The sequence below is a fragment of the Novosphingobium gossypii genome, assembly GCF_050433305.1.
Lineage (GTDB): Bacteria > Pseudomonadota > Alphaproteobacteria > Sphingomonadales > Sphingomonadaceae > Novosphingobium > Novosphingobium gossypii.
Map to the genome: position 1 here is coordinate 110,770 of NZ_JBNPXM010000010.1, position 25,238 is coordinate 136,007.

The 25,238-nt window shown below is 59.8% G+C and carries 18 protein-coding genes and 3 pseudogenes; 9 read left to right on the plus strand and 12 right to left on the minus strand.

Annotated features, from left to right (window positions below):
- Position 1: 1 nt before the first annotated feature.
- The 7 genes from GGR40_RS17190 to GGR40_RS17220 form a co-directional block, all read right to left on the minus strand.
- Positions 2–1,354, minus strand: a complete 1,353-nt coding sequence (locus GGR40_RS17190; protein ID WP_429277477.1) for an HlyD family type I secretion periplasmic adaptor subunit — start codon at positions 1,352–1,354, stop codon at positions 2–4.
- A 5-nt stretch (positions 1,355–1,359) separates the two neighbouring features.
- Positions 1,360–3,093 (minus strand): type I secretion system permease/ATPase, encoded by a 1,734-nt coding sequence (locus tag GGR40_RS17195; protein WP_429277478.1) that lies wholly within the window; start codon positions 3,091–3,093, stop codon positions 1,360–1,362.
- Between the two features lie 46 nt (positions 3,094–3,139).
- Complete coding sequence (locus tag GGR40_RS17200; protein WP_429277479.1) at positions 3,140–4,636, minus strand: TolC family outer membrane protein; 1,497 nt, start codon at positions 4,634–4,636, stop codon at positions 3,140–3,142.
- A 120-nt stretch (positions 4,637–4,756) separates the two neighbouring features.
- The gene (locus GGR40_RS17205; RefSeq protein WP_429277480.1) at positions 4,757–6,001 is read right to left on the minus strand and encodes a cell wall hydrolase; all 1,245 of its coding nucleotides are present in this window, start codon (positions 5,999–6,001) and stop codon (positions 4,757–4,759) included.
- Positions 5,998–7,230, minus strand: a complete 1,233-nt coding sequence (locus GGR40_RS17210; RefSeq protein WP_429277498.1) for an outer membrane beta-barrel protein — start codon at positions 7,228–7,230, stop codon at positions 5,998–6,000. The genes GGR40_RS17205 and GGR40_RS17210 overlap by 4 nt, the downstream gene beginning before the upstream one ends.
- Positions 7,231–7,309: 79 nt before the next feature.
- Positions 7,310–7,873 (minus strand): polysaccharide biosynthesis/export family protein, encoded by a 564-nt coding sequence (locus tag GGR40_RS17215; protein WP_429277481.1) that lies wholly within the window; start codon positions 7,871–7,873, stop codon positions 7,310–7,312.
- Positions 7,874–8,124: 251 nt separating this feature from the next.
- Positions 8,125–8,670 carry a calcium-binding protein gene (locus GGR40_RS17220; RefSeq protein ID WP_429277482.1) on the minus strand — a complete coding sequence of 182 codons (546 nt, stop codon included), beginning with the start codon at positions 8,668–8,670 and terminating at the stop codon, positions 8,125–8,127.
- Between the two features lie 365 nt (positions 8,671–9,035).
- Between GGR40_RS17220 and GGR40_RS17225 the strand changes: the two genes are divergently transcribed.
- The 5 genes from GGR40_RS17225 (at position 9,036) to GGR40_RS17245 (ending at position 16,625) form a co-directional block, all read left to right on the plus strand.
- The gene (locus GGR40_RS17225; protein WP_429277483.1) at positions 9,036–10,040 is read left to right on the plus strand and encodes a polysaccharide pyruvyl transferase family protein; all 1,005 of its coding nucleotides are present in this window, start codon (positions 9,036–9,038) and stop codon (positions 10,038–10,040) included.
- A gap of 199 nt (positions 10,041–10,239) precedes the next feature.
- On the plus strand, positions 10,240–11,307 hold the full coding sequence (locus GGR40_RS17230) for an acyltransferase family protein (RefSeq protein WP_429277484.1): 1,068 nt from the start codon (positions 10,240–10,242) through the stop codon (positions 11,305–11,307).
- Positions 11,308–11,455: 148 nt separating this feature from the next.
- Positions 11,456–14,152 (plus strand): family 16 glycosylhydrolase, encoded by a 2,697-nt coding sequence (locus tag GGR40_RS17235; protein ID WP_429277485.1) that lies wholly within the window; start codon positions 11,456–11,458, stop codon positions 14,150–14,152.
- A gap of 122 nt (positions 14,153–14,274) precedes the next feature.
- On the plus strand, positions 14,275–15,348 hold the full coding sequence (locus GGR40_RS17240) for an acyltransferase family protein (protein ID WP_429277486.1): 1,074 nt from the start codon (positions 14,275–14,277) through the stop codon (positions 15,346–15,348).
- Complete coding sequence (locus GGR40_RS17245; RefSeq protein WP_429277487.1) at positions 15,345–16,625, plus strand: O-antigen ligase family protein; 1,281 nt, start codon at positions 15,345–15,347, stop codon at positions 16,623–16,625. The genes GGR40_RS17240 and GGR40_RS17245 overlap by 4 nt, the downstream gene beginning before the upstream one ends.
- Here GGR40_RS17245 and GGR40_RS17250 read toward each other — a convergent pair.
- Positions 16,617–17,981: an MFS transporter gene (locus tag GGR40_RS17250; protein ID WP_429277488.1), complete on the minus strand. Its 1,365-nt coding sequence runs from the start codon at positions 17,979–17,981 to the stop codon at positions 16,617–16,619. The two genes, GGR40_RS17245 and GGR40_RS17250, sit on opposite strands and share 9 nt — an antisense overlap.
- A 165-nt stretch (positions 17,982–18,146) precedes the next feature.
- Positions 18,147–19,034: a glycoside hydrolase family 16 protein gene (locus tag GGR40_RS17255; RefSeq protein WP_429277489.1), complete on the minus strand. Its 888-nt coding sequence runs from the start codon at positions 19,032–19,034 to the stop codon at positions 18,147–18,149.
- A gap of 234 nt (positions 19,035–19,268) precedes the next feature.
- Between GGR40_RS17255 and GGR40_RS17260 the strand changes: the two genes are divergently transcribed.
- Together GGR40_RS17260 and GGR40_RS17265 are read left to right on the plus strand one after the other, a co-directional pair.
- Entirely contained in the window at positions 19,269–20,270 is a 1,002-nt protein-coding gene (locus GGR40_RS17260; protein WP_429277490.1) for a glycosyltransferase family 2 protein, read from the plus strand.
- A gap of 74 nt (positions 20,271–20,344) precedes the next feature.
- On the plus strand, positions 20,345–21,286 hold the full coding sequence (locus GGR40_RS17265; protein ID WP_429277491.1) for a glycosyltransferase: 942 nt from the start codon (positions 20,345–20,347) through the stop codon (positions 21,284–21,286).
- A 94-nt stretch (positions 21,287–21,380) separates the two neighbouring features.
- On the opposite strand, the pseudogene GGR40_RS17270 reads toward GGR40_RS17265, so the two are convergent.
- Positions 21,381–21,928, minus strand: a pseudogene (locus tag GGR40_RS17270) (ATP-binding protein); the annotation flags it as partial.
- A gap of 87 nt (positions 21,929–22,015) precedes the next feature.
- Between GGR40_RS17270 and GGR40_RS17275 the strand changes: the two are divergent.
- Positions 22,016–23,075 (plus strand): IS630 family transposase gene (locus GGR40_RS17275; protein ID WP_429277492.1). Its coding sequence is split into 2 segments (ribosomal slippage): positions 22,016–22,509 and positions 22,508–23,075, totalling 1,062 coding nucleotides; the frame shifts between segments, so codons are not numbered across the junction.
- Between the two features lie 52 nt (positions 23,076–23,127).
- Here GGR40_RS17275 and GGR40_RS17280 read toward each other — a convergent pair.
- Positions 23,128–23,681, minus strand: a pseudogene (locus GGR40_RS17280) (IS21 family transposase); the annotation flags it as partial.
- A gap of 507 nt (positions 23,682–24,188) precedes the next feature.
- On the opposite strand from GGR40_RS17280, the gene GGR40_RS17285 reads away from it, so the two are divergent.
- Complete coding sequence (locus tag GGR40_RS17285) at positions 24,189–24,338, plus strand: hypothetical protein (protein WP_429277493.1); 150 nt, start codon at positions 24,189–24,191, stop codon at positions 24,336–24,338.
- A 373-nt stretch (positions 24,339–24,711) separates the two neighbouring features.
- On the opposite strand, the pseudogene GGR40_RS17290 reads toward GGR40_RS17285, so the two are convergent.
- A pseudogene (locus GGR40_RS17290) lies at positions 24,712–25,131 on the minus strand (transposase family protein); the annotation flags it as partial.
- Positions 25,132–25,238: the final 107 nt, after the last annotated feature.

Here is a 25,238-nt window from a genome sequence, read left to right on the forward strand (position 1 = left end):
GTCAACCTTCTCGGAATGCCCGCGCCAGTTGGTCGGCAAGCGGTTTCAGGATGTAGCCCAGCATCGTGCGCTTTCCGGTCTGGATGAACGTTTCCGCCGGCATGCCTGGACGCAGTTGTAAATCCCCCAGTCGCGCCAGTTCGCCTTTGTCGAGGGCAACGGTGACGCGATAGAAAGCGCTCCGTGTAGCCTTGTCATCGGTACGGTCAGCGGACACATGCGTGACAGTGCCCACCAGTTCGGGGGTAGTTCGCGACGAAAAGGCGCTGAAACGTATCGTAGCCTTCTGTCCGGTGCGCACCTGATCGATGTCGTTGGGCGCGATGGTGGCTTCCACCACCATCCGATCGTCATCCGGGACCAGTTCCAGAATCGTCTGACCTGCCGGAACAACGCCGCCAACAGTACGGTACGCCAGCTTGTCGATCGTGCCGGCTTGCGGAGCGCGGATAACCGCCCTGTCAAAGCTGTCATCCGCAGCGACCTGCGCGCGCCGCAATTCGCTGATGCGGGCCAGCACGTCCATCAGTTTGGCGGCGGCGCTACCCCGCGCATCCGCCTCTATGGAGCCCATCTGCAGGCGCAGTTCGCCGATCCGTGCGGCCCCGGAAGTCGCCGCTTCTCGCGCGCTTTTCGCCTCGGCGCTGAGACCCGAAGCTGATCGTTCGAGCGCGTTGAGGCGGTCCAGCGTCGTATAACGCTTTTCGTAGAGCTTGCGCGTGGCATCGAGTTCGTCGTTGATGAGCGCAGCCTGGTCGTTGAAACTGGCCGCCTTGGTTCGTGAGCTGGCTATATCGGCTTGAGTCTGGCTGATGCGCTGCCCCAGCTGGGCCGCCATCGATCGCCGGGCATCCCGGCGCAGCGCGAAAGTCTTGCGCTCCTGCTCCATCAGCGTGGCGATGTTGGCGTCACCGGCTCTGCGGGTCAATTCCGGGGGGAAGGCGACGGTTGCCGCATTGTCGCGCTCTGCCGTGAGGCGGGCCGCACGGGCAAGCAGTTGATCGACATTCTCCCCCGTGTAATTCGCGGTCGCCCCGGTCACCCTAGTGTCGAGCCGCAGCAGCGGCTGACCCTTGTTCACATGAGCGCCATCGCGCACCATGATGTCGGCTACTACCCCGCCGGAAGGATGGCCGATTTCCTTCACATAAGTCGATACGCCGACTTGGCCGGGGCCGATGACCGCCCCTGTCATCGGCAGAAATGCGGCCAACCCGCCGAGGCCGAACACCAGCGCTGCGCACAGGATCAGTCCGGTGCGCAACTCCCGGCGCAGGCTGGTTTCGGGATGATAGTCGGGAGCGTCGGGAATGGCCGGAGCGACGCCGGGCTGGTTCAGGATCTGGCTGGGCACGGCATTCACTCGCTCGAAGGGGTGGGCTGGGGCGGTTGTGGGGCGGGGTTGAAGTTGATGCGCTTGAGCATCTCGTTACGCTCTCCCATCTGCATGACCTGACCGTCCGCCATGATCATGATGTGATCGACCTGAGCGAATACCGTGGGACGATGTCCCACGATGACCACGATGGCCCCTCGCTGCTTGGCAGCGCCGATCGCGGCCAGCAACGCATCCTCTCCAGCTGCATCCAGGTTGGAATTGGGTTCATCGAGCACGATGAGGAAAGGCTCCCCATACAACGCGCGGGCCAAAGCGATACGTTGCTTCTGGCCGCCGGAAAGCCCGCCGCCACCCGGCCCCCCCAAGGCATATTCGTACCCGCCCGGCAGTGCGACGATCATGTCGTGCACATCGGCCGCGCGCGCAGCTGAGATGATGGCCTCCGGGTCGGCATTGGGTTCGAACCGCGCGATATTCTGCGCCACGCTGCCGTCGAAAAGTTCGATCGTCTGGGGGACATAGCCGATGTCGCGGCCAAGCTCGGCGGGATCCCACTGGTCCAGCGCGGCGCCGTCGAGGCGCACAGCACCGCGCAGCAAGGGCCAGGCTCCCGTCACTGCGCGCATCAGCGAAGATTTGCCTGAGCCGCTGTGCCCGATCACGGCGAGCGCTTCGCCCGCGCTGAGACGGAAGGATGCGTTGGCGACGGTGATCCTCTGGCGTCCGGGAGGGCCACAGACGACGCCCTGAACCTCCAAGCTGGTTTGCGGGCGGGGCAGAGGCATCGGTGCCTGCTGCGGTGGCACCCTTTCGAGCAACGATGACAGGCGTCGCCAAGCCTGGCTGGCCTCCGTCATCGGTTTCCATTGCCCGATGGTTTGTTCTACCGGCATCAGCGCGCGCGCGCTCAGGATCGATCCGGCGATAATGACGCCGCCGGTGGCATCGTTATCGATGACCAGAAACGCACCTACTGCCAGCACGAACGACTGGAGGAAGAGGCGAAAGGCCTTGCCGAGCACCTGCGTACGCCCGGAACTGCCGGCGAGTTCGTCGTGTGCCGCAATAAGCTTAAGGCTCACTCTGTCCCAGCTTGCCCGTCGCCGCGCACTCATGCCCAGAACGCGCAGGACTTCGCCATTGCGGCGGACGTCCTCTGCCATTGCAAAGCGGGCTGCGCCTACGGCTGCGGCCTGTTGCGCAGGCTCCCGCGTCCGGCGGTCCCCAACGATCATCAAGGCGATCATCACCAATACGCCAGCCAGCGTCGCCAGACCCAGCGCCCAGTGGAACAAAGTCAGGATCAGCAGGAACATAATCACGTAAGGCAGGTCGAGCAGGGCAAGCGGTCCCGGACCGGTGATGTAACCGCGCACAAGATCCAGATCGCGTACCGGCGCAGTGCCGGAAGGCATCGGGCCTACTTCCTGTTCGTACCGGCTTATGATGTCGTACAGCCGGTCACACAGACGCTGGTCGGCCTGTGCGCCGGTATGAAGCAGTACTCGTGAACGGATTACGTCCACCGCGCCCTGGAACGCATAAGCTACCGTCACCATCATGAGCAGGCCAGCTAGCGTCGCTCCGCTGCGGCTGGCCAAAACGTCGTCGTACACCAGCAGCATAAAGAACGATCCGGACAGTAACAGCACATTGAAGACTGCGCTGAACAGCAGGATCGGCCAGATCACCGGCAGGACGGTTCGTAGCATGGCGCGAACGTCGGCGAACAGGTCGTCTTTTACCGAAAGCATCTGGCAGGTCCGGTTCTGTTTCTGGAATGATGGAGCGGCTGCGTCGTCATTGTTTCCCCGGCTCCGGTGCCATCACGTGGCCCGGTTCAGAGGCGTTTTCGATGGAAACCGGCGAAGGCGTGAAGCGGCTGTCGAGCGCGAGCCCGTCAACAGCTTCGACGAGCGGACCGGTGGGCTGGCCCGCCCAGCCCAATCCCTGATAGCGATCGGGATTGAACACCGGTGTGTCGGGCGCGAAGTTGTCCGCCCGCAACTGCCCCATTGCCCCCAGCAGGGTGGCATGCTGGACATAAAGCTGCGCTTCTGCCTGGGCTTGCGCCTGTCTGGAATTGAGCAGGTCGCGCGCGGTGTCGAGAACGTCCAGTGAAGTCGCCTGCCCCGCAACCTGTTGTTGCTGGGCCCCTTCCAGTGCCGTCCTTGCGGCGGCGACGGCGCGCGCATAGGCGGGCAGCGCACGACGGGTGGCAGATAGCTGATCCCAGTAACTGCCGATGTTTTCACGGACATCGCGGGACGTCTGTTCGACCTGCTGTGTAGCGGCATCTGCCAGCTGGCGGGCTTCGCGGATGGTAGAAGACAGCAGGCCAGCGGAGTACAGCGGCACTGTGACACCCACCTGCACTTGGGCGCTGAGTTCTCGGACATCGTCGTTCTCGATGCCCAATGGAGATCGGGCCAGACTTGCCTGAACTCCCGCGTAAGGTCTGGTATTGCCGCGTGCCTGGGCAATGCGTGCCTGTGCTGCAAGCAGATCGTTTCGGGCAGCCTCCAGGACGGGGCTTGCAATTTTGCCCAAGGCTTGAGCATCCTCTATCTCACGAGGAAGCGGTGGCAGTTGCGGTAAAGGCGCCAGTGACGCGGGGTAGTGTCCTACGACATTCCGGTATCTGTTCCGGCTGGCAAGCAGCGCGCCTTGGGCAAGTTCAAGCTGTGCTTGACCGCTGAAAATACGGTTGCGGGTCTGCTGGAGGTCAGTTTCGGTTGCATAGCGTGCAGCGTAGCGTGCGCTTATCTGGTCCCGTGTCTCTGTCAGCTGCGAGAGGTTTTCGCGGGCGATTTCCACTAGCTTCTCGTCACGCAAGACAGATGCATAGGCGATGACAACGTTGGCTATCAGTTCCTGTTCAGCCGCGCGCATGTCTGCGACAGATGCGCTATAGCCAGCATCGGCAATACGGCGTGACGCCGCCAAGCGCCCAAAAGTGAAAAGCGGTTGATCCAGCGAGACGGACAATTGTGGTGTCAAGCCATGTTGGCGCAGCGCAATCGTTCCATTTTGGCTGACCCGTCGCCACGCTAAACTGTAGCTTGCGTTTGCTGTCAAAGTTGGGCCGAACTGGGCTCTTGCCTGCTGAACCCGTTCCTGCGCCGCACGTGACGAGGCGCGACTGGTTTCTACGCCTGGGTTGTGGCGATAAGCGTCTCCTACCGCTTCCCCCAAGGTTTCCGCGTGGCCTCCCACGGTCGTTATGCAGAGGCATGGGAGCAGGAACCCCCAAAAGCGGCGCATTTGCAAAGACTGAAGGTGCATGATCGCTTTCATGACGGCTCGGCGTTGGTGCGCGTTTGTGATGAATGGCTTACTGAAAGCAGCATCCGTACATTGCCGGAGGAACATGCGGCGGAAGGTGCGGGACAGGTTGCCTGGTGCCACGATGCTTTTCTAGGATGCACTGGAGAAGTTCCCCTGGAAGCTGATCCATCGGCGATTCTTTTCAGACAGGCACTGTGCTTCGGACGGTCGATTGAAGCGGGCGCAGTCCCAAAGGACGATCTCGACGCCGGTGCGCTTGTCGCTAACGTAAAGGAACGCCACGGTCTGTAGTGTCGGATTGAGCGGAGAACCGTAGCCTGCAGACCGTCGATCCCAGCCGACGATCTTGCAGTATACTTGACCCTGGCATGTTCCCAGCCCGTCCAAAGCGAGGCGATCGCCGTCACCTCCGCCGTCCACCAGAATGAGATGGTCACCCTCGCGCACGGCGAGCACTTGGCTATGGGGCGCAACTGGAACAGGCGCGCTCGAGCTTGGCGGCTTAGGGGCGGCTGGGACCAGCACACGATGAGCAGAGGAAAGGCCGGCCAGTTGCGGCTGGATAGGTTCGCCTTCATTGTAGGCGACGTCGAAGGACTTGCGACGACCCCAAGTGCCGGGCCAGCGGAAGAATAGATGTGTGCCGACTTGGGCAATCTTGTCGAGCGAGGAACTCCAATACGGATGTACCCAGTCTGTGTGGTAATGGGTGGCCATCCCCACCGATAAATCGATCTGCCCGGCGAGGAATCCGCTGGCAGTCTGTCGAGCACGGTACCATGCAGCCGGCGAAGGTACTCGGCGCAGCGCACCGTCACAGGTAAACGTGAACTGACATCCGCTAGCACGCTCCGAGCCCTGATAGACGACAGCGCAGATCGAGTGGGGAAAAGCGGGATGGCGCACCCGGTTCAGGACGACCTGCGCCACCGCAGATTGCGCTACACGATTGTCACCCGCTTCGTACAGGGCCGCACTGGCCAAGCAATCCAGAGCCCGATCATAGCCCGCGGTATCGGCCGCCATGTGAAATGGCAGAGGGCGCTCGATACCCGCCAAAGTGAACGGCACCGCCTGATTGATCTGGCGCGCTTTGTCAGCCGGAACTTCGGCGAGAAACAGCGCGGCACTTTGCGTGGGCGCCAGCGTTGAAGCAGCATTTCCAGTCGCCCGGTCTAATGTCTGAACATTGGACGGCATCGCCACCTTGCCAGTTACATGAGGTGAACCCGAGATCAGCATTTGCGCCAAAGGAATGAGCGCTAGCCAGGTTAGCGCGCGCAGTGCTGAATGGCACACCGGCGCAGCTCTGCCAGCCAACTTGAGGTTGAGTCCTATGAACGAGGTGATCGATGGATTGACACTCATGATCATCGGGCCAGCCTTAATGTGACCATCCCGTAGAACTGGGAAAAAGGTTCAAAGGGGGCCGGACCACGGACCAAACGCTGTGCGTAACCTGCATTCGCATCGATCGTCAGCCAACGGTTGAAACGATAGCGCGGTCCGACATTTACTTCCGCCCTCCGGGCGGAGTACGGCTGCTTGGCGTAGTCTTCCAGCATGAATTTGGCTGCACCGAGCCAGGATAGGTTCCGGCGCATCTCGTATTCGGCCTCTACCCGCGCCGTGGTTAGCGTGACGGCTCCGACAAGATCGTAGGGGCTTGTTGTGTTGCTTTGCTCAAGGGTGCCACGGATCGCGAACACCCGAGAAGGAAAGTAGCGCAAGTGCCCCGATACCGCGAGGCCGCCGATCGCACCAAGAGTCTTGTCCCGGAAGTCGTAGCGCCGGTAGCCAATGGCCAACTGTGCATGCAAGATGCGGGTGACTTCGTATCGGACCCCTGCTGTGGCACTCCAGTTGACTGCGTCGCGGTTGTCCAGCAGCGGTGATGTTGCATAATCAAAGCGATCATATGCAAGACTGCTGAACACCGACGTTCTGCTTGTTGTTTCATAGGCGGTAATGGCGCGAAAACCAAAATGATCGACGTTGCGAAAGCCCTGCGGTATGTCCCGACCTGAGGGATTGCCGATATCTTCGAAGCGTTGACGCACGGCAAGTAGCTGCGCATCGACGGATAAACGGTTGAACCGCATGCGTCCGGTCAATGAGCCATGCAGCACGCGGCGCATCAGCGGTTCTCCGCCGGTCAGATCGTTCTCCGCCGTGCCGCGCTGGACTGCTTCGCGTCTATAGCCTGTATTTACGGTTAAGGACTCCGGACCTTTGGCGCCGCGGACGTATATACCTTGCAGACGATATTCGGTGGAGTTCTGATCCGTCAACTTGGCATAGTGGCTAAATCGGGCATTGGCATCGATCGTGATGCTCCCAGAACGACGTTCTTTGCGAAGACGAATTCGCGGTTCGGATTGCAATACAATGTCGGAAGCCTTGACGGTGTTTCGGGTAAAGATGTTGTTGTCCAGCTGAGTACCGAAGGCCACGGAAGGCAATGCATCAAAGCCCGCCAGATTATACCCGATCGGTGTGTATTCCGGAATGACACGCTGGCCTGGAACGTCGTTGGGTTCCTGAATTAGAGGACCGATCGCCTGTGCGTGGGAGGATTGACCCCATCCCGCGGTAAGAGCCACGATCGCCAAGCCGGCGCGCGTGCGTATGTACCGTGCGAGTGAAGATGGTGACGTAACTGGACAGCGCCAAGCCCCCATGTCAGAAGCGCCGTTCAAGTATGCGGATTGTATCTCCAGGCTGTACCGGGGTAACGCCGTCGAGACGATACAGGGACTCGGTGTTACCATCCTTGTGTCGGATGTATACCCGACGGGCGTCGGCACGATATGTGAAACCTTCAGCTTTGGCGACCGCGCTGAAAATCGTGAGCCCTTCGACGAACGGATACTCGCCTGGTTTGGATACCTCGCCCAGGATGTAGTATGGACGGAAGTTCAGGACATCGATCGCAACGCTTGGGTTGTCGAGGTAACCCTTGCTAAGTGCGCTCGACAGCCGGTCTGCCAAGGCTGGCGCCGTCAATCCTTTTGCCTGTATGGCGCCCACCAGTGGGAAGGCGATGGCACCTGTACCGTCGACAAGATACTCACCCGTAAGCTTTTCTTCCCCGTAAACGGTGATCCGCAGCTTGTCTCCCGAGCCAAGCGAATAGCTGGCGTCGCTGCTGGCCAAAGCGAGTTCGGGCAGTCGTTCGCTTCCCGCACAACCAGCCATTAGCGTGGCGAGGCACAAGATCGGAAGGGTGACAAACATTTTGGACATTGAGCATCCTGAAGTGTTCCAGCATCGTGGTCATATTCTGGCGTAGTCAGCCCGTTAGGATCAAACCAAGAACGAATGGATTTGGAGCTAATTCTGCACGGTTCAATCCATTAAGTATGTCTGATCAAGCTGAAGCTATTGGAGTCAGACGATTTCCAATTCCGCTTAAATAGTAAACGAGGGCGGTGCTTTCGCACCACCCTCGCGCCTGCCAACCGATTAGGGTGCCCCCGCATTCCTTATCGTTTGAGTCAGTTGTAGAAGTTGTAATCGCCCTTGATGAGCTGATTGCCATTCATCGAACCGACGGCGATTACATAGTCGAGACCGGTAGTCGTGCTGTGAATGGAATAGTAATGTGCATGAATGTCGCCACCGGGATTAGTGCTGTTAGCGCCATAGCCGAGGAAAGTAAGGGTCGAGCCAGCGCCGAAGCCGGAGAGATAAAGGAAATCGTTGTTTCCGGCTTCATAGACGCCAGCGCCGTGGAAGTCGTAAATGAAATCCTGGGCCTTGGCACCAACTGAACCGTTAGCATTGAGTGAGGCATCCATGTCCGAGAGGCGGATAACGAATGCATCGTTACCTGCGCCGCCGTAAAGGTAGTCAATGCCGGCGCGGCCCGAAATTGCGTCGTTGCCACTGGTGCCGCCCAGACGATTGCTGTCTTCATTACCGATGGTGAATGGCATTCCGTCCTCCTGAGTGTAAATACTTATCCCTAGCTCGGTTGATGTAATTGCCTCGACAGGGATTTTCAGCGGTCGCGCATCGATCGCCGACCATAAACCGATCATGACTTATGGCTCGTTCATTATAGGTCTTAATGATTTGCGGCTACAAGGATTTGTTCGATATGAATCTGCGTTTTTATAATGATTTTATCTCCAGAACGGAGGAAGTTAAGATTTTTATTTAAACGACAATATGGAATTTTATTTAGGGAAATGCGTCTCGTGAAGAGATGTGTAGCGCCCTTGTCCGACTGGGTCGGTAGCGGGTTGCAGTGGAACGGTTCATACCGGATGCGACTACCTTCAACTAACTCAAGCGACGCCGGTCGTTTTCCCGCCCGCGTGATTCGAGCAGACGGGCACGAGACCGGCATGCTTGAGGCCGTGCAGCGAGGACGATCCGCCGGTAATGCAACCAGCGCGGATGCATGGTCATGAGGCTGCTGTGCCATAAACCGGCCGTTCCCAATTTCGGCGACGACCTGAACGAGGTGCTGTGGCCGACGCTTGCTCCCGGCCTTTTCGCGCCGGATGACGATAAGGCATTTGTCGGGGTTGGTACGATCGTTGGCATTGATCCGGGGCGCAGTACGAAGCTGCACGTCTTTTCAAGCGGAGCCGGCTATACGTCGCTTCAGAGATGGCGGGGCCGTGATGTCGAATACCACTGCGTAAGAGGGCCGGTGACGGCGCGCGTGTTGGGGTTGGATGCCGACAAGGTGTTGACGGACGGAGCGGTGCTGGTGCCGAACTTGGCGGAATTCAGGCATGCGCCCTCTGATCGGCAGGGCGGCGTTGTGGTCATCCCGCATTTCGAGACTATCGCCTTTCCAGGCTGGATCGAAGCAGCGCAGATGGCGGGGCTCGACCTTGTCGACCCGCGCGGAACTCCGAAGGAAGTCATCGGTGCACTTGCCGGAGCGCGTCTTGTCGTTACCGAGTCGCTGCATGGCGCTATTCTTGCGGACGCGTTTGGCGTGCCGTGGCGGCCATTTGCAGTGTCGCGCAACTTCTCGACGGCTAAATGGGCAGACTGGGCTGCATCGCTCGATCTGGAAGTCGATGTTGCGCTGGTGCCACCGCCGGACGCATTGCAGTTGTTCCGTTTCGGAAAGCGCGCCGAGCCATTCGGGTCGATGCTCAGGCTGGATGTGGAACATGCTTTGGCCGAGTTTCGTCAGCGGATCGAACCTGCCTCAGCGCCCCCATTCCTGAAGGTGCAGGCAAAGCGGATGCTTGAGATGGTGCCTGCCGCACGGCGCCTATTGGGATTTAGTCCAGTCAGGACGGCAACGGCGCTTGCCAGCATCGCTGCGCTGGACCCCTATCTTAGCGATCCCATCAAACGTGGACTGCTTCGCGACGAAATGCTTGGACGCCTTGATGCCTTGGCAAGGCGGCAGGAGGCTGCTCCTCCAGTGGGGGCTCTTTAAGGCCTAGCATCCGAGTATTTGCAAGGCAGTGCCGTAGTGGGATAAGCGGTTCTACCGAAATTTCTGTATGGGCCCACTTATGCCGGCGAAGTTTTAGATGCTGGACTATTTCGGATGGATTTGGCTTTGAAGTCTCCACGGCAGGTCACCTAGCGTATTGCAATTGCCCGAAGGGGGGCGACTACTCGGCGGGGATGTCTTGGCCAGGAACTTATCGGTCTTTCTCGATCTGTTGCGGCTTGCCGCAGCGGTTATGGTGTTCGTCGCGCATGGCGGGGCGGTCTATGGCATGGATCTTCCCCCGATGATCGGCCACAGCGCCAAGGAAGGCGTCGCCATCTTCTTCGTCCTTTCCGGTCTGGTCATCGCGTTCGTCACCGATCAAAAGGAGCATGACTGGAAGAATTTCGCGCGCGCGCGCGCGGTTCGGCTGTATTCCGTGGTTCCGGTTGCCATCGCGGTGCTATGTCTGTGCTATGCGATCGGTGCGCCGATTGCCCCCGACTTGTACGGATTGGGGGCGGGCTATCCGAATGCTGGGGCTGTGGGCAATGTTCCGGATGCTCTGGCGATCCTGCGCTATCTTACGTTCACCAACGAAATCTGGTTCGACCGTGCCATGATCAGCACCGGCGCCCCTTTCTGGTCGCTTGGTTTCGAAGCGGCGTACTATGTGGCGTTCGCTATTCTGCGCCATGCGCGCGGCGGCTGGCGCTGGGGATTTGGCGCGTTGTGGCTTCTGGCCGTCGGGCCACGCATCGTACTGGTGTTCCCGCTGTGGCTGATCGGAGTGGGTACGTGGTCGCTCATCCGGAAAGACGTGCGCATCCCCGGCTGGATCGCCTCGTTGGCGCTTGTCGTGATCGGGCTGGCGGCGCTGGCTTGGCGGCGTTGGGTAGCGGCGGCGGCGGTGCCCCTGTTCGAATGGGGTGCGCCGGATGTGCTGGCCGCCAGCATGGGCTACTATCTGGTGTTATGCCTGCTGCTGGCGACCGCGATTGCTGTCTTCGCAGCCGGGACACCGAAGATGGAGCTATGGCCATCGTGGTTGCAATGCTCAGTCCGATACTGTGCGGGAGCGAGTTTCACGCTCTACATCATGCACCTGCCGGTCATGGTGCTGATTGCCGCCATGTGGCCGGCAAGTTGTACCTCGTGGGTGGCAGGAACGGTTGCGATGGCGATGACGATGGGGATTATTTTCATTCTCGCCGAACTCGGAGAGCGAAGGAAAGCACAGTTCGAGAGAATTTTCCCTTTGCCGTGATCAATTTAATACGCAACGCTAAAAGCGGATGAATGCAATCGATTTAATTGCGTTTACCAGAGTCCTTATGCTAGAATTGTGAATAGCAACATTATCCAGGTCTCCGGAACAGCGAAGCAATTGTGCTTGCATATCGGGGATATAGGTAATGGCTTTTTCATATCAGAACGCTTACGGCGTTTCACTTAAGAGTTCTTCATCTGCAGCTAAGACTTTTTTCGGAACGGCTGCTGCCGAGGTGCTCAAGGGTACTGACAAAGCTGACGTGATGCGTGGCTACGGCGGAGGCGACAGCTATCATGGCGGTCTGGGCGACGACACTTATGTCGTGTCGTCCACCAAGGACAAGGTGTTCGAAGTCGCCGGCGAGGGTATCGATACGGTCCGCTCCTCGACTTACCACATCCTGGCCGCAAACGTCGAAAATCTGGTCCTTGAAGGCAACCAGGCCTGGTACGGCGCCGGCAATGCGCTGGACAACGTCATCGTGGGTAACGAGTTCGCGCAGCAGATTGACGGCGGTGCCGGCAACGACGTCCTTATCGGCGGTGGTGGCAAGGACATGTTCATCGTTTCCGCCGGCAATGGCAGCGATGTCATCATGGACTTCGCCACAGGCATCGATACCATCCGTCTTGGCGGCTACGGCGTCACCAGCTTCAGCCAGATTCAGTCCATCGTGAAGCAGGTGGGCAACGACACGGTCCTCCATTTCGGGAATGGCGAGGATTTGATTCTGCGCAACGTCAAGGCCACGAGCCTGACGTCGTCCGACTTCACCTATGAACTGAACCGCTCGGGCTTCACCCAGACCTTCGGCGATGAGTTCAACGCGCTCAGCCTCTATTCCAAGGGCGGCACCTGGCGTACCGAGTATGGCTCGGGCGGTCCGGGCACCATCGCCAGCCGCACGCTGCGCACCGAGGCACAGCTTTATTTCGACGAAGACTGGGGCGGCACCGGCAAGAAGGCGCTGGGCGTCAACCCGTTCTCGATCGACGACGGCATCCTGACCATCACCGCGCAGCGTGCGAGCGATGACATCCTGCAATACATGGATGGCCGCACCTGGACCTCAGGCCTGCTGACCACCAAGTTCACGTTCGCGCAGCAGTACGGCTTCTTCGAGATCCGTGCGCAGATGCCGGAAGGAAACGGGTTCTGGCCGGCGTTCTGGCTGCTGCCGACCGACAACAGCTGGCCGCCGGAACTCGACGTGTTCGAGCAGCACGGCAAGGATCCCAACGTGCTGTACATGTCGACCCACGGCACCTCCACGGGCAAGACGCTCGAGGGGCAGGATCGTGCGATCGTGGACACCACGCAGATGCATACCTACGGTGTCGACTGGAACGCCGACCGGATCATCTTCTATATCGACGGCGTGGAAGTGGCTCGCCAGGTAACCCCGACCGCGATGCGGAAGGAGATGTACATGCTCGTCAACCTGGCCGTTGGCGGCAACCAGAGCTGGAGCGGCCCGACGGATGCCAGCACGCCGACCGGCGAGATGAAGATCGACTACATCCACGCTTACCGTACCGCAGATACCGTTTCTACTACGACCAATGGCAAGCATGTGGTCTATAAACCCGCCACAGGCACGCCTGTGCCGACGGCGCCTGTGAACACCGCGCCGACTACCACGGAGCCGGTTGTCTCGCCTCCTGTCGTCACCGTGCCCGGTGGCAGCGGGCCGGTGACGACGACGCCTTCGACGGGTACGCATACAGGCAAGGTCTATACTGGCTCGGCCGGCAACGACACTTTCCGTGTCGCCTCCAAGCTGGACAAGATCGTCGAGGCGGCTAACGGCGGGATCGATACCGTGTTCGCCAGCGACAGCTTCACGCTCACCGACAATGTCGAGAACCTGACGCTTGCCGGTGACAAGGCGCTTAATGGCACGGGCAACGCGCTGGACAATCGGCTCATCGGGAACAGCGCGGCGAACGTGTTGAAGGGGCTTGCCGGCAACGACTACCTTGATGGAGCCGGCGGCGCCGACACACTGATGGGCGGCACCGGCAACGACGTTTACCGTGTCGATGATACGCGGGTGAAGATCGTAGAATATGCCAATGAAGGCACCGATCTTGTGACCAGCGGCGTGACATACACTCTGCCGGTCAATGTCGAGAACCTGCGTCTGGACGGCACCGCAAACATCAACGGCACCGGCAATGCCGAAAACAACCGCCTCATTGGCAACGGCGGCAACAACGTGCTGACGGGCCTTGCGGGCAACGACTACCTCGATGGCGGTGCCGGCAACGACACACTTGTCGGCGGCAAGGGCGATGATACCTACATCGTCGACTCCGCAGGCGACCGGGTGGTGGAGCAGGTCAATGAAGGCAACGATACCGTGATGTCGTCGGTCAAGTTCACCTTGCCCGCCAATGTCGAGACGCTGCGCCTGACGGGGAGTGCGTCGATCAGCGGCGCGGGCAATGCCGGGGCGAACAAGATCTACGGCAATGCCGGCGACAACAAGCTGTTCGGCTGGGCCGGGAACGATCTGCTGGACGGTGGCGCCGGCAATGATGTCCTGAATGGCGGCGTGGGTGACGATACCCTGACCGGCGGAGCGGGCGCCGACAAGTTCGTCTTCGCGGCGGGCTACGGCAAGGACACGGTCACCGATTTCGACCACGGCGTGGACAAGCTTGTGCTCGTCAACGTCAAGCAGAATGCGGTGTCGATCAGCCACACTGCCACGTCGACGGTGGTTTCCATCGGCGCAGACAAGATCACGCTGATGGGCGACAACCACTTTGCCATATCGGACATCACGTTCATGAGCACCAGCGAATATGGCAGCACGCTGGGTCTGATGTCCTGATCGACTAACAACTTCGTCCAAAACGAAACAGTCTCTCCCTCGGCGGCGTCGACCGCGCTGCCCGGGGGCTGTATCGAAGCCGGGGTACGTTCCTGTACCTCGGCTTCGAGGCGTTTCGGTTCATGCTTCTCAACATTCAGGTCCTGCGGGCAACGGCAGCAATGCTGGTCGTGCTGGTCCATCTCCAGACACTCGGCAGCCCCCTTGGGCTGGAGCCGCTTGTATTCGACCTGTTTGCCGTCGGCGTGGACCTGTTCTTCGTCATCAGCGGCTTCATCATGGTCCACACCACCTCCCGCCGCCCCGTTTCGCCGGGACGGTTCATCGTCGACAGGCTGGTGCGCATAGCGCCACTCTATTGGGGCCTTACAGTAGCGGTTTTCGTCGTGGCGCTGGCCGTGCCGCACCTTCTTGGCACCACGCGAGCGGACTGGGGAGCGTTGGCAAGGTCGCTGGCCTTCATCCCGGCGGAACGGGGGGACGGCACGATGCGACCGATCCTGTTCGTGGGCTGGTCGCTCAATCTGGAAATGGCGTTCTACGTCATCTTCGCGCTTGCGCTGATGATCCGCGAACGCAACCGCCGGATCGGGGGCACGATCGGCCTGCTGCTCGTGGTGGTGGCGTTCGGGGCCTTGATGAGGGACAGCCTGAGCCCGGAAGTGCGGTTTCTAACCCAACCGATGCTCCTGGAATTCGCAGCTGGCATGGCCATCGGCTGGCTCTACCCTCGCCTGCCTGCATCGAAGGGGGCGGCTATACTTGCCGCGTGCCTGGCGCCGCTTGCACTGGTCATGCTGGTCTGGATGGCCCGCTGGCCCTTGCCCGGTGGCTGGCCTGGATCGTTGCCGGCAGCGGTGGCGGCCGTAATCTGCGCGCTTGTCGCCGAGCGCGGCGGCCTTGCGATCGCCTGGCGTCCGGCCCAGTCGATCGGGGACGCGAGCTACGCCCTGTACCTGACGCATCCTTTCGTGACGCAGGCATGGACACAGGCAGCCCTGCACGCCGGATTTCTGTCGCCGACGACGGCACCGTGGCTGTTGGCAGGGGCAATGGCCTGCGCGGTCATCGTAGCCTTGGGAACCCATGCATGGATAGAACAGCCGCTGGGACGCGCCGCGCGACGCTTCATGGGAACAGTGCAGGGGACGAGATTTCGTACAGGCAAGGCGACGCAAGTCGGATCGCAGGTATGAAAATCATCGCAGCCTCTGCCGATCGCCGCCCAGCCCCGAGGCTGCCTTCTCCGCCTGCAAGTCGCATCGTGGCGCTGGCATCGGATCGTGCCATCCAGGACGCGTTTTTTGCGGCCGCCATCGTGCTCGCGCGCATACCCGCCAATCTCGGCATGGCCGGGGCGGCAGCAGGGCTCGCTTTCATGAGCCTTTACGCCGTGCTGCGTGTTGACCAATGCGTGGATGCTTTGAAGCGGTGTCGCCTCCAACTGGCGTATCCCGCGCTGGCGCTGTTTTCGGTCGCGTGGGCGGTTCATCCGCTGGTCACGGGCAGGGCGGCGGTGCAGATGACGCTGACGGCTTTCGCGGGGTTGCTGATCTCACAAGCGATCCGCCCACGCACCGTACTGATCGGGCTTTTCGCAGCCTTCGCCGGCTATTCCGTCTGCTCTTTGCTGGCAGGGCATACGAGGCCGGATGGCATCACCGGTGCTCCGGCCCTGTTTGGGCTGGGCGGGGAGGCCAAAAATTATTTCGCAGACAGTTCTTCTACTGCTGTTCTGCTTGCCATCGTCATGGTCGCGGTTTGCCTTGAGCGGCGGGCCATCGCACTGGCCTTCGCCAGCGGAGCGGTGGCAATGGCCTGCATTGTCGCCACGCAGCAGGCACGATCGGCAGGTGCGCTGGCGTCGTTGACGATCGCCACGGCGCTGCTGCTGGTCCTCATGGTCCTGAGACAACGGCCTCCTGTCTGGAAGGCGGGGTTTGCCGCCGCGCTCGTCGCAACCTTCGTCCTTTGCGCGTTGCTGTTCCAGCCTCTGCTGGCGCTGGTGCAGGAACTGACTTCGAAGGACGCCGGGTTGACTGGCCGCGGCTACCTGTGGTTCCGCGCCGAATATATCATCGCGGAACGGCCATGGCTTGGCACCGGCTATTTTGGTTTCTGGACGCCCCGCAATCCCGACGCGATCGGGCTATGGCGCTATTTCGACATTCGGCAGGAAGGCACCGCCTTTTCTTTCCACAACAGCTACATTCAAACAATGGTTGAGACCGGTTACGTTGGGCTTTTCGTGCTGGCCGGAACCTGGATTGCGGGCGTGCTGGCGTTGTTGCGGCGGTTCGTGCTGACCCCTTCGCTGCCGACCTGCTTCTGGTTGTCCTATCTGGCGCTGGAACTGAGTAAATCGCCGGTCGAGCCCATCCGGCCGGCGGCATTGGTTGCGCCCACGGTGATGCTGTTCGCTGCACTGGGGTTCGGGTGGTTTCCAATCGCCCGGCGCCGCTGTTCAGATTGAAGGCTGTCCGGTACGTCGACCATCCTCGCGATCAACCTCCAAAAGCGAGATGCCCTTGCTTTCACTCATGACCAGCGCGGAAATGAGGCTGATCGCGCCAGCGGCCATCACATAAAAGGCGATTGGCAACCAGTCGTCATAGGAGCGCAGCAGGCTTGTCCCGATCAGCGGGGCCCAGGATCCTGCGAAGATCGCTGTCACCTGATAGCCGAGCGAAACCCCCGAATATCGCATCCGTGTCGGGAACATCTCGGCCATGATCGCAGGCTGCGGCGCGTACATCAGCGCGTGGACGACCATGCCAGCCATTATGCCGCCGAGCACAACCGCAGTGTTCGCGCTGTCGAACATGGGAAACGCCACGAACGGCCAAGCCATTGTCAGCCCCGCGCCCGCAAGATACACCGGCCTGCGCCCCATCCTGTCCGCCATCGCGCCGAACAGAGGTATCAGCATGACGTGCAGGATATGCGCACAGAACAACAAGGCCAGGATCCGCGTCGTCTTTACGCCGATATGCGCAAGATACGTGATCGAGAAAGTCACCACCATATAGTAGAGGATGTTCTCTCCTACACGAAGACCCATCGCGGTGAAGACGCCGCGCGGATAACGGCGGAACACCTCGGCAAGGCCATACCCCTCCGCAGCGCAACCCTTGGCTTCGGTCTTTGCCTTCTCGAATATCGGCGAATCCGTAACCTGAGTGCGGATGTAGTACCCGATTCCCACGATGACGGCTGAAAGCCAGAATCCCGTGCGCCACCCCCAGGACAGGAATTGAGCGTCCGACAGTGTGGCCGAAAGCATTAGCAGCACCACGGTTGCCAGCAGATTGCCCAGCGGCACCCCCGCTTGTGGAAAGCTCCCCCAGAATGCGCGGCTCCGGTTTGGACTGTGTTCGGTAACCAGAAGCACCGCGCCGCCCCACTCACCACCCAATGCGAACCCCTGAAGGAAGCGCAGCAGCACCAGCAGTACCGGCGCCGAGTATCCGATCGTGGCGAAGGTTGGCAGGCAGCCCATAAGGAACGTCGATGCCCCGATCAGCATGAGGCTGAACTGCAGCAACGATTTGCGACCGATCCTGTCGCCTATGTGTCCGAACACCACACCGCCAAGCGGTCGGGCGATGAAACCTACAGCATACGTAGCGAAGGCGGCGAGCACCCCGTCCAGTTCGTTGCCGGTCGCAGGAAAGAACAGCTTGCCGAAAATCAATGTCGATGCGGTGCCGTACAAAAAGAATTCGTACCATTCGACCACCGTACCAGCCATGGACGCACCAACGACCTTGCGCAGGTAAGGCAGATCGGCTGTCTCTTCGTGCTGCATCGCTTGGATATCCTTTCCCATCACGCATGCGCGAGCACAGTTGAAGCAGGGTCCATCGATGCTTGCAGGAAAGTGTTGCAGCGTAGCCTACGCAACTCAAGCCGTAAGAAGATGAGTTGCAGACTTTCCAAGGGAAAAGATCGGGATTGATGATCGCTGCTAGAGAGCAGTTTGCTTGCCTACGTTTCAGGAAAGTGGATAAGGCCACACCGTGACCCGCCTGATTGCATACTCACCGGGCCATGCTGTGCCTCCGTCGGGATACCCACCCCAGCTTCCCCCGACGGCAAGATTGGCGATCATGTAGGCGGGCTGGGTCGTCAAGGCCGCAGGCGTTGGCGCGCGCGCTACCACCTTGCGATCAACGAACCACATTAGTTCCCTCTCGCTCCACAAGACGCCGTAGCGATGGAACCCGGCAGATGCATCGAAGGCGAGGCGCACTCGTAGACTCTGCTTGTGCTTGCCTGCGATGACTGTGCAGAAGATAGTGCGAGGGTTCCCAAGACCTTCAACCACGTCGATCTCGCCGTCGCCGGGCCAGTTGCCGCCGGCTGGCATGAGCCAGAAGGCGGGCCACATGCCTTTACCAACGGGCAGTTTCGCTTCGATTTCAAAGTAGCCATATTTCTGCGCGAAGCTGAACTTAGTGGTGATTGCGCCGCCATAATAAGGCTTGTCCCATGCAAGAGGGCGGAGGGTCTCTGGAGTCTTGCGCGCGAGAATCGTGAGTTGGCCGGGCCTGTGCTGGAACGGGTTCAGGCCAAGCGTGCGCCGGCCCGCGCCGGAGCGGGCGACCCCGGCAAACTCTGGGTCGGCAGCGAAGCTGCCGGCAGACATTTGTCGGTTGGCGATAGATCCTGCGCCGCCGTGCCCGTAAACGGTGCGCCAACGATGCGGATTTCGGGGGCGGGTCTGATCCGTCCCATGATCGAACGCGCGGAAGCGTTCGTCAAAGGATGGTGTGCCTAGTTGACTGAAATCGGGGAGGGAAGCATCGGGCTCTGCACTGACGGATTGGATCATGACTGCGGCAGCCACAGTGGCAGCAAGAAGCAACACGATCCATTTCATCGCCGGTCTCCTCTTCCGTTCCGCTTATTCTGACGCCAAGCAGACGTTACCAGCCAGCACAGGATTCTTGCAAAGTGTTGGCTCCGGAATGGATGACGTTTCGGTTCTTGGATGGGCGAGCCTTGGCTAGATTGCGGGGGCAGGTCAGGACACCTGCGGTCCTGGAAGATATGCCCGCATGTCAGCTGAAATGATCGTGCTACAATGACAGGCAGTCCAGTAGTTTCCATTCTGATGGTGGCACGCAACACCGCGCCTTTCATCGACGCGGCCATCCGCTCCGCCCGGGCGCAGACGATGTGCGATGTAGAAATCGTTGTCGTCGACGACGGCTCGACCGACGGGACCAAAGAAATCATAAACAATCACGCGCGCGTCGATGCGCGCGTACGCCTTCTAGATGGTCCGGGCAGGGGGTTGAGTGCCGTTCGCAATACCAGCCTGGACGCAGCGCGGGGCCGCTTTGCCGTCATCCTCGACAGCGACGACATGCTTCACCCCAGTCATATCGACGGGTTGTTTGATAATCAGACGCGGAGTGGCGGGGTAATATGCGCCTCCAACATGGTAGAATTTTCGATTGATGGATCGTCGATTGCCGGCAAGTCCTTCGTAACTGACAGCGCTTGCAATGGGCCGCGCTCCGTTTCCGTCGAGGATTTCCTCAAAGCCGGGATGATTGGCGCTAAGCATTTGTCGCTAGGCTATCTCAAACCCATGTTCGATCTACAATTCCTGCAATCGAAAGGTATCAGATACGACGAGCGGTTGCGCATCGGCGAAGACTTCGATCTCGTGTTGCGTGCCATGCTCGAAGGTGCCGATTACCAGTTTCTGCCGCAGACCACGTATTATTATCGTCGGCACCCCGGATCGACTTCGCATCGTCTTTCCACGGCTGACGTGTCCGGCCTGATCGAAGCGACGCGCGGCTATCCCGTGGAGAGTGGGAGCCTCCACGGCCTACTGGTCGAGCGGATGAATAATTTGGAAGGGTCGCGGCGACAACTCGAAGCCCTTGCCGCGTTGCGGCAGCGTCGCCTTTTGGCCGCGTGGGCGCTTTCCATGCCTCACCGCCATGCTCGTAAACTTTTCCTCGCCAGTCTTGCCGAAAGTATAATGAAAAGACTCGGAATTCATAAAGGTGAATGGGCGACGCAAGGGCGCTCAGAAGCGCTTGGCCAGCATTTTGAAATTATCGCTGAGTTTCTGCACCCCATGGTTACCACGCCTTAATTGGAAAAGATATGCGCCCATTAATATTCCTTTTTCCGCATGACCGGACGGACGTCGGTGGCAATTCCGCACAAATGCGCTTTATGGTAGCCTGTTCGGAGATACGACAGGTCAACGCAGCTTATTACGGTGAACGTATCGCGGGGAAGACACATCTGGATGACCTGTTGACATCCTGTGCGCACTTTAGAAACCAACGGGTTGATGAGCCGATTTTCGTAATCCACTGGGGCCCAGACATTCCCAACTTGTTAGCCCGCTTGGCGGGGTGCGATGTGATCTATGTTGCCCATAGCACGGGATGGGGCATGGCGTTACCTCCGCAAGTGCCAATCCTGTGCGTCAGCCGCCATACCATGGCTTATTGGGGGCGGCATGCGCCCAATTCGTACATTGCCCTGATGCCCAACATCGTCGATGTCGATGTTCTGGCGGACGCACCACAGCGTGATATCGACGTTTTGATCCAAGCCCGCAAGTCGTCTCAATATCTGCTGCACCGATTGGCTCCTGCTTTGCAGGACCGATGTAACGTGACAATTTTGGATGGTTGGGTGGATGATCTTCGCGCGTGGTTTCGGCGGTCCAAAGTATATTTGTACGATTCGCTGGAGCACTGGGCCGATGTCGGCGCCAGCGAAGGGTTCGGACTGCCGCCGCTCGAAGCCATGGGCCAAGGGTGCATAGTCTTTTCCAGTGTCAACGATGCTTTATCGGATTATCTCGATCCTGGTCTTAATTGCCGGAAAATCCGCGTTCATTCTCTGACATGGGATGTGGAAGCGATACTTCGAGCGGTTACGGACGGGGTTCCAATCTCGGCAGACATGAGCTGGTTTGCCCAGTATTCGATCGAAGGTATCACATCCCGCTGGCAAAGCACGTTAGACGATCTTGAGCTCTTTTTCTCACACACGGCTATTGCAGAGCCAGATATAGATGACTTGTGGGCCGCGCGCCGCCCTAGTAGGTTGCAACGCACCAAGCGCGCGGTATGTGTGCTATTGGATCGTTAGGGGAACAGCACTGTCCCATGGACCGGCGATCTGGATGAGAAATTTCCGTCAGTTAGTTGCGGTGTTCATTTGGTGCCTTCTTTGATCATCACGGAATCGCTGACCGGCGACGATAGCTTTTGACGTTCATTTCGGAGATAGTTGAACGGCGAACAAGGCGGGCCACTGCGGCGAGCGTCATGGAGAGATCCGGGAAGCCCCTGTTCTATTTGCCAAAGGACTGATTGCCTGTGATGAGCGTGGAGCGCTGTTCGTACCGGACGCTGATCAGTTCAATCAGAATGGACGTTTCGACTTGATCCTTGGTCACATATGCGGGATCGCCATGATCAGCAGATGATATTTGTCGAGCTTGGCGGTGGCGATTTCGAGCGCCAACTCACGGCGGGCGGCCTGAAGTTTCTGTACCAGATCGGAAGTGCGGGTTAACAGGATGCGCCAGCCATTCTCGACCAGCCCAAGGCCGATTGCTGCTGCCAGACGCCTTTCAATCCGCCGACGATCCCGTTCTGCGGTCTCATACTCGGCGAGTTTCGTGAGCAGACGGGCGCCACGCCAGCCTTCCTTGTCGGCTCGCTTGGTGAAGTTGGACCAGACCAGTTTGAGCGCCGGCAGGCGCAACTCGTTGAGAATGAGGCTCATACCAAGGGGCGTTGAGGCTGACTCACGCGGGGGATTCCCAAGGTCGTGAAAATCTGATTCGACGTAGCAGGCACGTGGAGGCTTGCGATGGCGACAGCGATTGAGGTTCGGTCTGACTACACATCGCTGGATTTGCGCCAGTTTGCGCGACGAATCGATGATGCGGATCAGGTCCGGCGGCTGTTGGCGGTGGCTCTGATCGTGGACGGCGGGAGCCGGAGCGAAGCGGCGAAGGTTGCCGGCGTCACGCTGCAAATCGTGCTCGACTGGGTCCTGCGGTTCAACGAAGGCGGCCCCGATGGTCTGGCGACGCGCAAGGCACCGGGCCGGGCCGCGATCCTCAATGACGAGGAGCGCGCGCGGCTTGCGGCGATAGTCGAGGCCGGGCCAATCCCCGCGGCACATGGCGTGGTGCGCTGGCGGCTTGCCGATCTGACGCGGTGGATCTGGGACGAGTTCGCGCTCTCCGTCACGCGCCATACCCTCGGGCGTGAGCTTCGCGCGATGGGCTACCGCAAGCTCTCGGCGCGGCCACGCCATCGGGGGCAGAAGGGCGACGACATTGCCGATTTTAAAAAGCTTTGCTGCCCGCCTGGCGCAGATCAGGCGGCGCCTCCCGCGAGGAACGCCGATAGAGTTGTGGTGGCAGGACGAGGCTCGCATCGGTCAGCAAACCAAGCTCACCCGGCGCTGGGCGAAGCGCGGCACGCAGCCCTCGGCATCCAAGGATCAGCGGCGCTCCTCGGCATGGCTGTTCGGCGCGATCTGCCCCGCCGAAGGTAAAGCCGCCGGCATCGTCATGCCCCGTTGCAACAGCGAGGCGATGAGCATGCACCTCAAGGAGATCGCGTTCCACGTCGCGCCGGGCGCACATGCCGTTCTGCTGCTCGATCAGGCCGGATGGCATGGATCGGCCGAGCTGGTCGTGCCGCCCAACATCACCTTGATGTCGCTGCCGCCCCGGTGCCTGGAGGTCAACCCGGTCGAGAACGTCTGGCAGTTCATGCGCGACAACTGGCTGTCGAACCGCATCTTCCAATCCTACGACGACATCGTCGATCACTGCTGCTTCGCCTGGAACAAGCTCGTCGAGCAGCCTTGGCGCATCATGTCCCTCGGACTGCGCCAATGGGCGCATGGGTTCTGATCAGTGCACCTTGGTATCAGGCATTGGGCGTCGATAGAGGGTACGTTCCGGCTCATGCGGTTTCTCCCATCAAGAGAACATCATAGGTGGCAAGAGGGACCAGTTCTACCACCACATTGGGCAGCGCCGCCGGATTGGGAGCAAAACGTGTCCTCAAGGCATCCATGTCAGGGAGACAATCGGCAGCCACATTGGCGGCCAGCAGGTCCGCAAGTTCAGCTTCGCAGACCCTCTCGTGCGCCATCGCCAACGGTGTGACCATATGCCAGCAAGCAATCCGTTGGGGCAATGCGGCAATGAACTGATCGAAGATCTGCCGATGAGCCGCGCGGGGGAACAACTGGTCGAGATAGACCAGCTTCAGAAGCGCCATGGGACCGCGACGCCGGCTATGGATGACGTCGACCTATGTCCAGGGGCGCCGTTGTTGACAGACCGTCCGCGCCGCAACGTTATCAGGAGGGTGCCGCCGGTGAAGAGATCAAGCCGGTCATCGTAAAGCGAGACCCGTAGCCTGTACCCTATCAGCCGGGCGGGTACGGTGTAGAACACCTTGCGAAGGGTGAATCTACGGCTCGAAGTGACCGTGACGATCGTTTCCTGATGGGTCCGGACGCCGTCGCTCTCGCCGCGCCTGTTTCGGGCATGGCAGTCTAGGATCTTCCTCAATGCGAAGTGCCGTTGCGGGGCTGATGCCGGCGTTGGCAGCTGGCGCCGGCACGGCGTGGTCTTTCGGAGCTTCATGTACAGCCTCATCTGATGATCGTTGACGTCGTGGCCCGGCATCCTCGGCATCCCCTCTTGCGAAGTTATACTTCTGAGCCTACGATGGCGGCAATGTCTGCAACGATCGTCTCAGCACCCGCGATGTCGGCGATGCTCAGATTGATCATCAGCAATCGGCGTTAGGTGCCGATGGCAAGATGCCGCTTATGACCGCCAATCTTACGGCCGGCATCAAAACCCCGCTTGTCTGCCGCTGGTGTTTTAATGGATCGGTTGTTCACGGCGGCCGCCATCGGGCTGTGTTCACGCCCCTAGTGTCCGCGGGCAAGCACAAGTGAGACCTCGTGGATCTTGCAGAACAGTAGTCGGTGCACGAAGCGGTGAAGTATGCCTCGCTGGCTTGCGGCCAATCTTGACCGCCAGTTGCTGGCAGCGGCACGTAATAGCAGCGCGACGCAGCTCTCTATGCCGATCCTTGGCATCGGCGCCATCACGTCGCTGTCGTTCGCTGCAGCGAACGAAAAAGCGCAACTTTGAGCATTCGCGTTCGTCGGTGCTTAGCTCGGATTGACCACGCGGCACGATAAGTCAGGAGAAATAAACTATGATGGGGCACATCTCGCGATGGGGTGGCAGTCATCATGCACAGCATGGTGAAAACGAGAGAGCCATTCAACAAGTTTGCCAGCGTTCCCGCGTAAACCGGGCTTTACCAAGCAATCATTCCAGCGCGCTCATGATCAACGCGCGGGACGCCCCTACCGCGGACTTAGGTCTGGCCATTCCTGCGAAGATCATGCAGCGGCTTTAGCACACTGCGGAAATGCCTCCGTCTCGGGCATGTGGCTACCCTCACGCGAATCTGGTTGCTGTAGCGAACCCGCGGTGCCGTAGACGATCCCGCCTAAGCAGCGACATACGTGAAGTCAGAAACCCACAGCATGTTCGGTGCCCGAGCATGGAACTGGCGATTGGCTTGATCAGGCGTGCACGGCGCTGGCTTGTCAGTAATTGTAGTGCGCATTGCTTTCCCTGTATCACCTCTTCAGGCCAAGTTTCCGCATGAGCCGCTGCCCGGTGCAGCATGCAACATCAAGGCCCTCGCCCTTCGTCTGCCGCTATACCGAGGGAACACCGTATACGCCGAAGTTCGACAAAGACTCGAGAATTCCGGGTTTCAGCTCTTCATCCCTGCGAACGCGAGCAGCTTGCAAAGCCGTACCTCGCCGCCTGGCGAAGCGCTCGTGATAGGTGCTTGGGGCGATCGGTAGAACCCGGCAGATGGGCCGGACCCATAGGCGTCGCGATGATCGTCAATAAAGGCGATCATCGTTGGAAAGGGCGTACGCATCCGTTGAGCGGCGCCTTGCCGGTGGGATGATGGACCGGTCTTAAGGTCGCAGTTATTTGCGAACTTAGGAGCGGTGTTTGTGGGAC

What these genes read in the sequence shown, in the direction of transcription:
- GGR40_RS17195 (WP_429277478.1), bottom strand. Translation starts at nt 3,093, where the DNA reads ATGCTTTCGGTAAAAGACGACCTGTTCGCCGACGTTCGCGCCATGCTA.
- GGR40_RS17200 (WP_429277479.1), bottom strand. Translation starts at nt 4,636, where the DNA reads ATGAAAGCGATCATGCACCTTCAGTCTTTGCAAATGCGCCGCTTTTGG.
- GGR40_RS17205 (WP_429277480.1), bottom strand. Translation starts at nt 6,001, where the DNA reads ATGATCATGAGTGTCAATCCATCGATCACCTCGTTCATAGGACTCAAC.
- GGR40_RS17215 (WP_429277481.1), bottom strand. Translation starts at nt 7,873, where the DNA reads ATGTCCAAAATGTTTGTCACCCTTCCGATCTTGTGCCTCGCCACGCTA.
- GGR40_RS17220 (WP_429277482.1), bottom strand. Translation starts at nt 8,670, where the DNA reads ATGATCGGTTTATGGTCGGCGATCGATGCGCGACCGCTGAAAATCCCT.
- GGR40_RS17225 (WP_429277483.1), top strand. Translation starts at nt 9,036, where the DNA reads ATGGTCATGAGGCTGCTGTGCCATAAACCGGCCGTTCCCAATTTCGGC.
- GGR40_RS17235 (WP_429277485.1), top strand. Translation starts at nt 11,456, where the DNA reads ATGGCTTTTTCATATCAGAACGCTTACGGCGTTTCACTTAAGAGTTCT.
- GGR40_RS17240 (WP_429277486.1), top strand. Translation starts at nt 14,275, where the DNA reads ATGCTTCTCAACATTCAGGTCCTGCGGGCAACGGCAGCAATGCTGGTC.
- GGR40_RS17245 (WP_429277487.1), top strand. Translation starts at nt 15,345, where the DNA reads ATGAAAATCATCGCAGCCTCTGCCGATCGCCGCCCAGCCCCGAGGCTG.
- GGR40_RS17250 (WP_429277488.1), bottom strand. Translation starts at nt 17,981, where the DNA reads ATGGGAAAGGATATCCAAGCGATGCAGCACGAAGAGACAGCCGATCTG.
- GGR40_RS17255 (WP_429277489.1), bottom strand. Translation starts at nt 19,034, where the DNA reads ATGAAATGGATCGTGTTGCTTCTTGCTGCCACTGTGGCTGCCGCAGTC.
- GGR40_RS17260 (WP_429277490.1), top strand. Translation starts at nt 19,269, where the DNA reads ATGGTGGCACGCAACACCGCGCCTTTCATCGACGCGGCCATCCGCTCC.
- GGR40_RS17265 (WP_429277491.1), top strand. Translation starts at nt 20,345, where the DNA reads ATGCGCTTTATGGTAGCCTGTTCGGAGATACGACAGGTCAACGCAGCT.
- GGR40_RS17285 (WP_429277493.1), top strand. Translation starts at nt 24,189, where the DNA reads ATGCCTCGCTGGCTTGCGGCCAATCTTGACCGCCAGTTGCTGGCAGCG.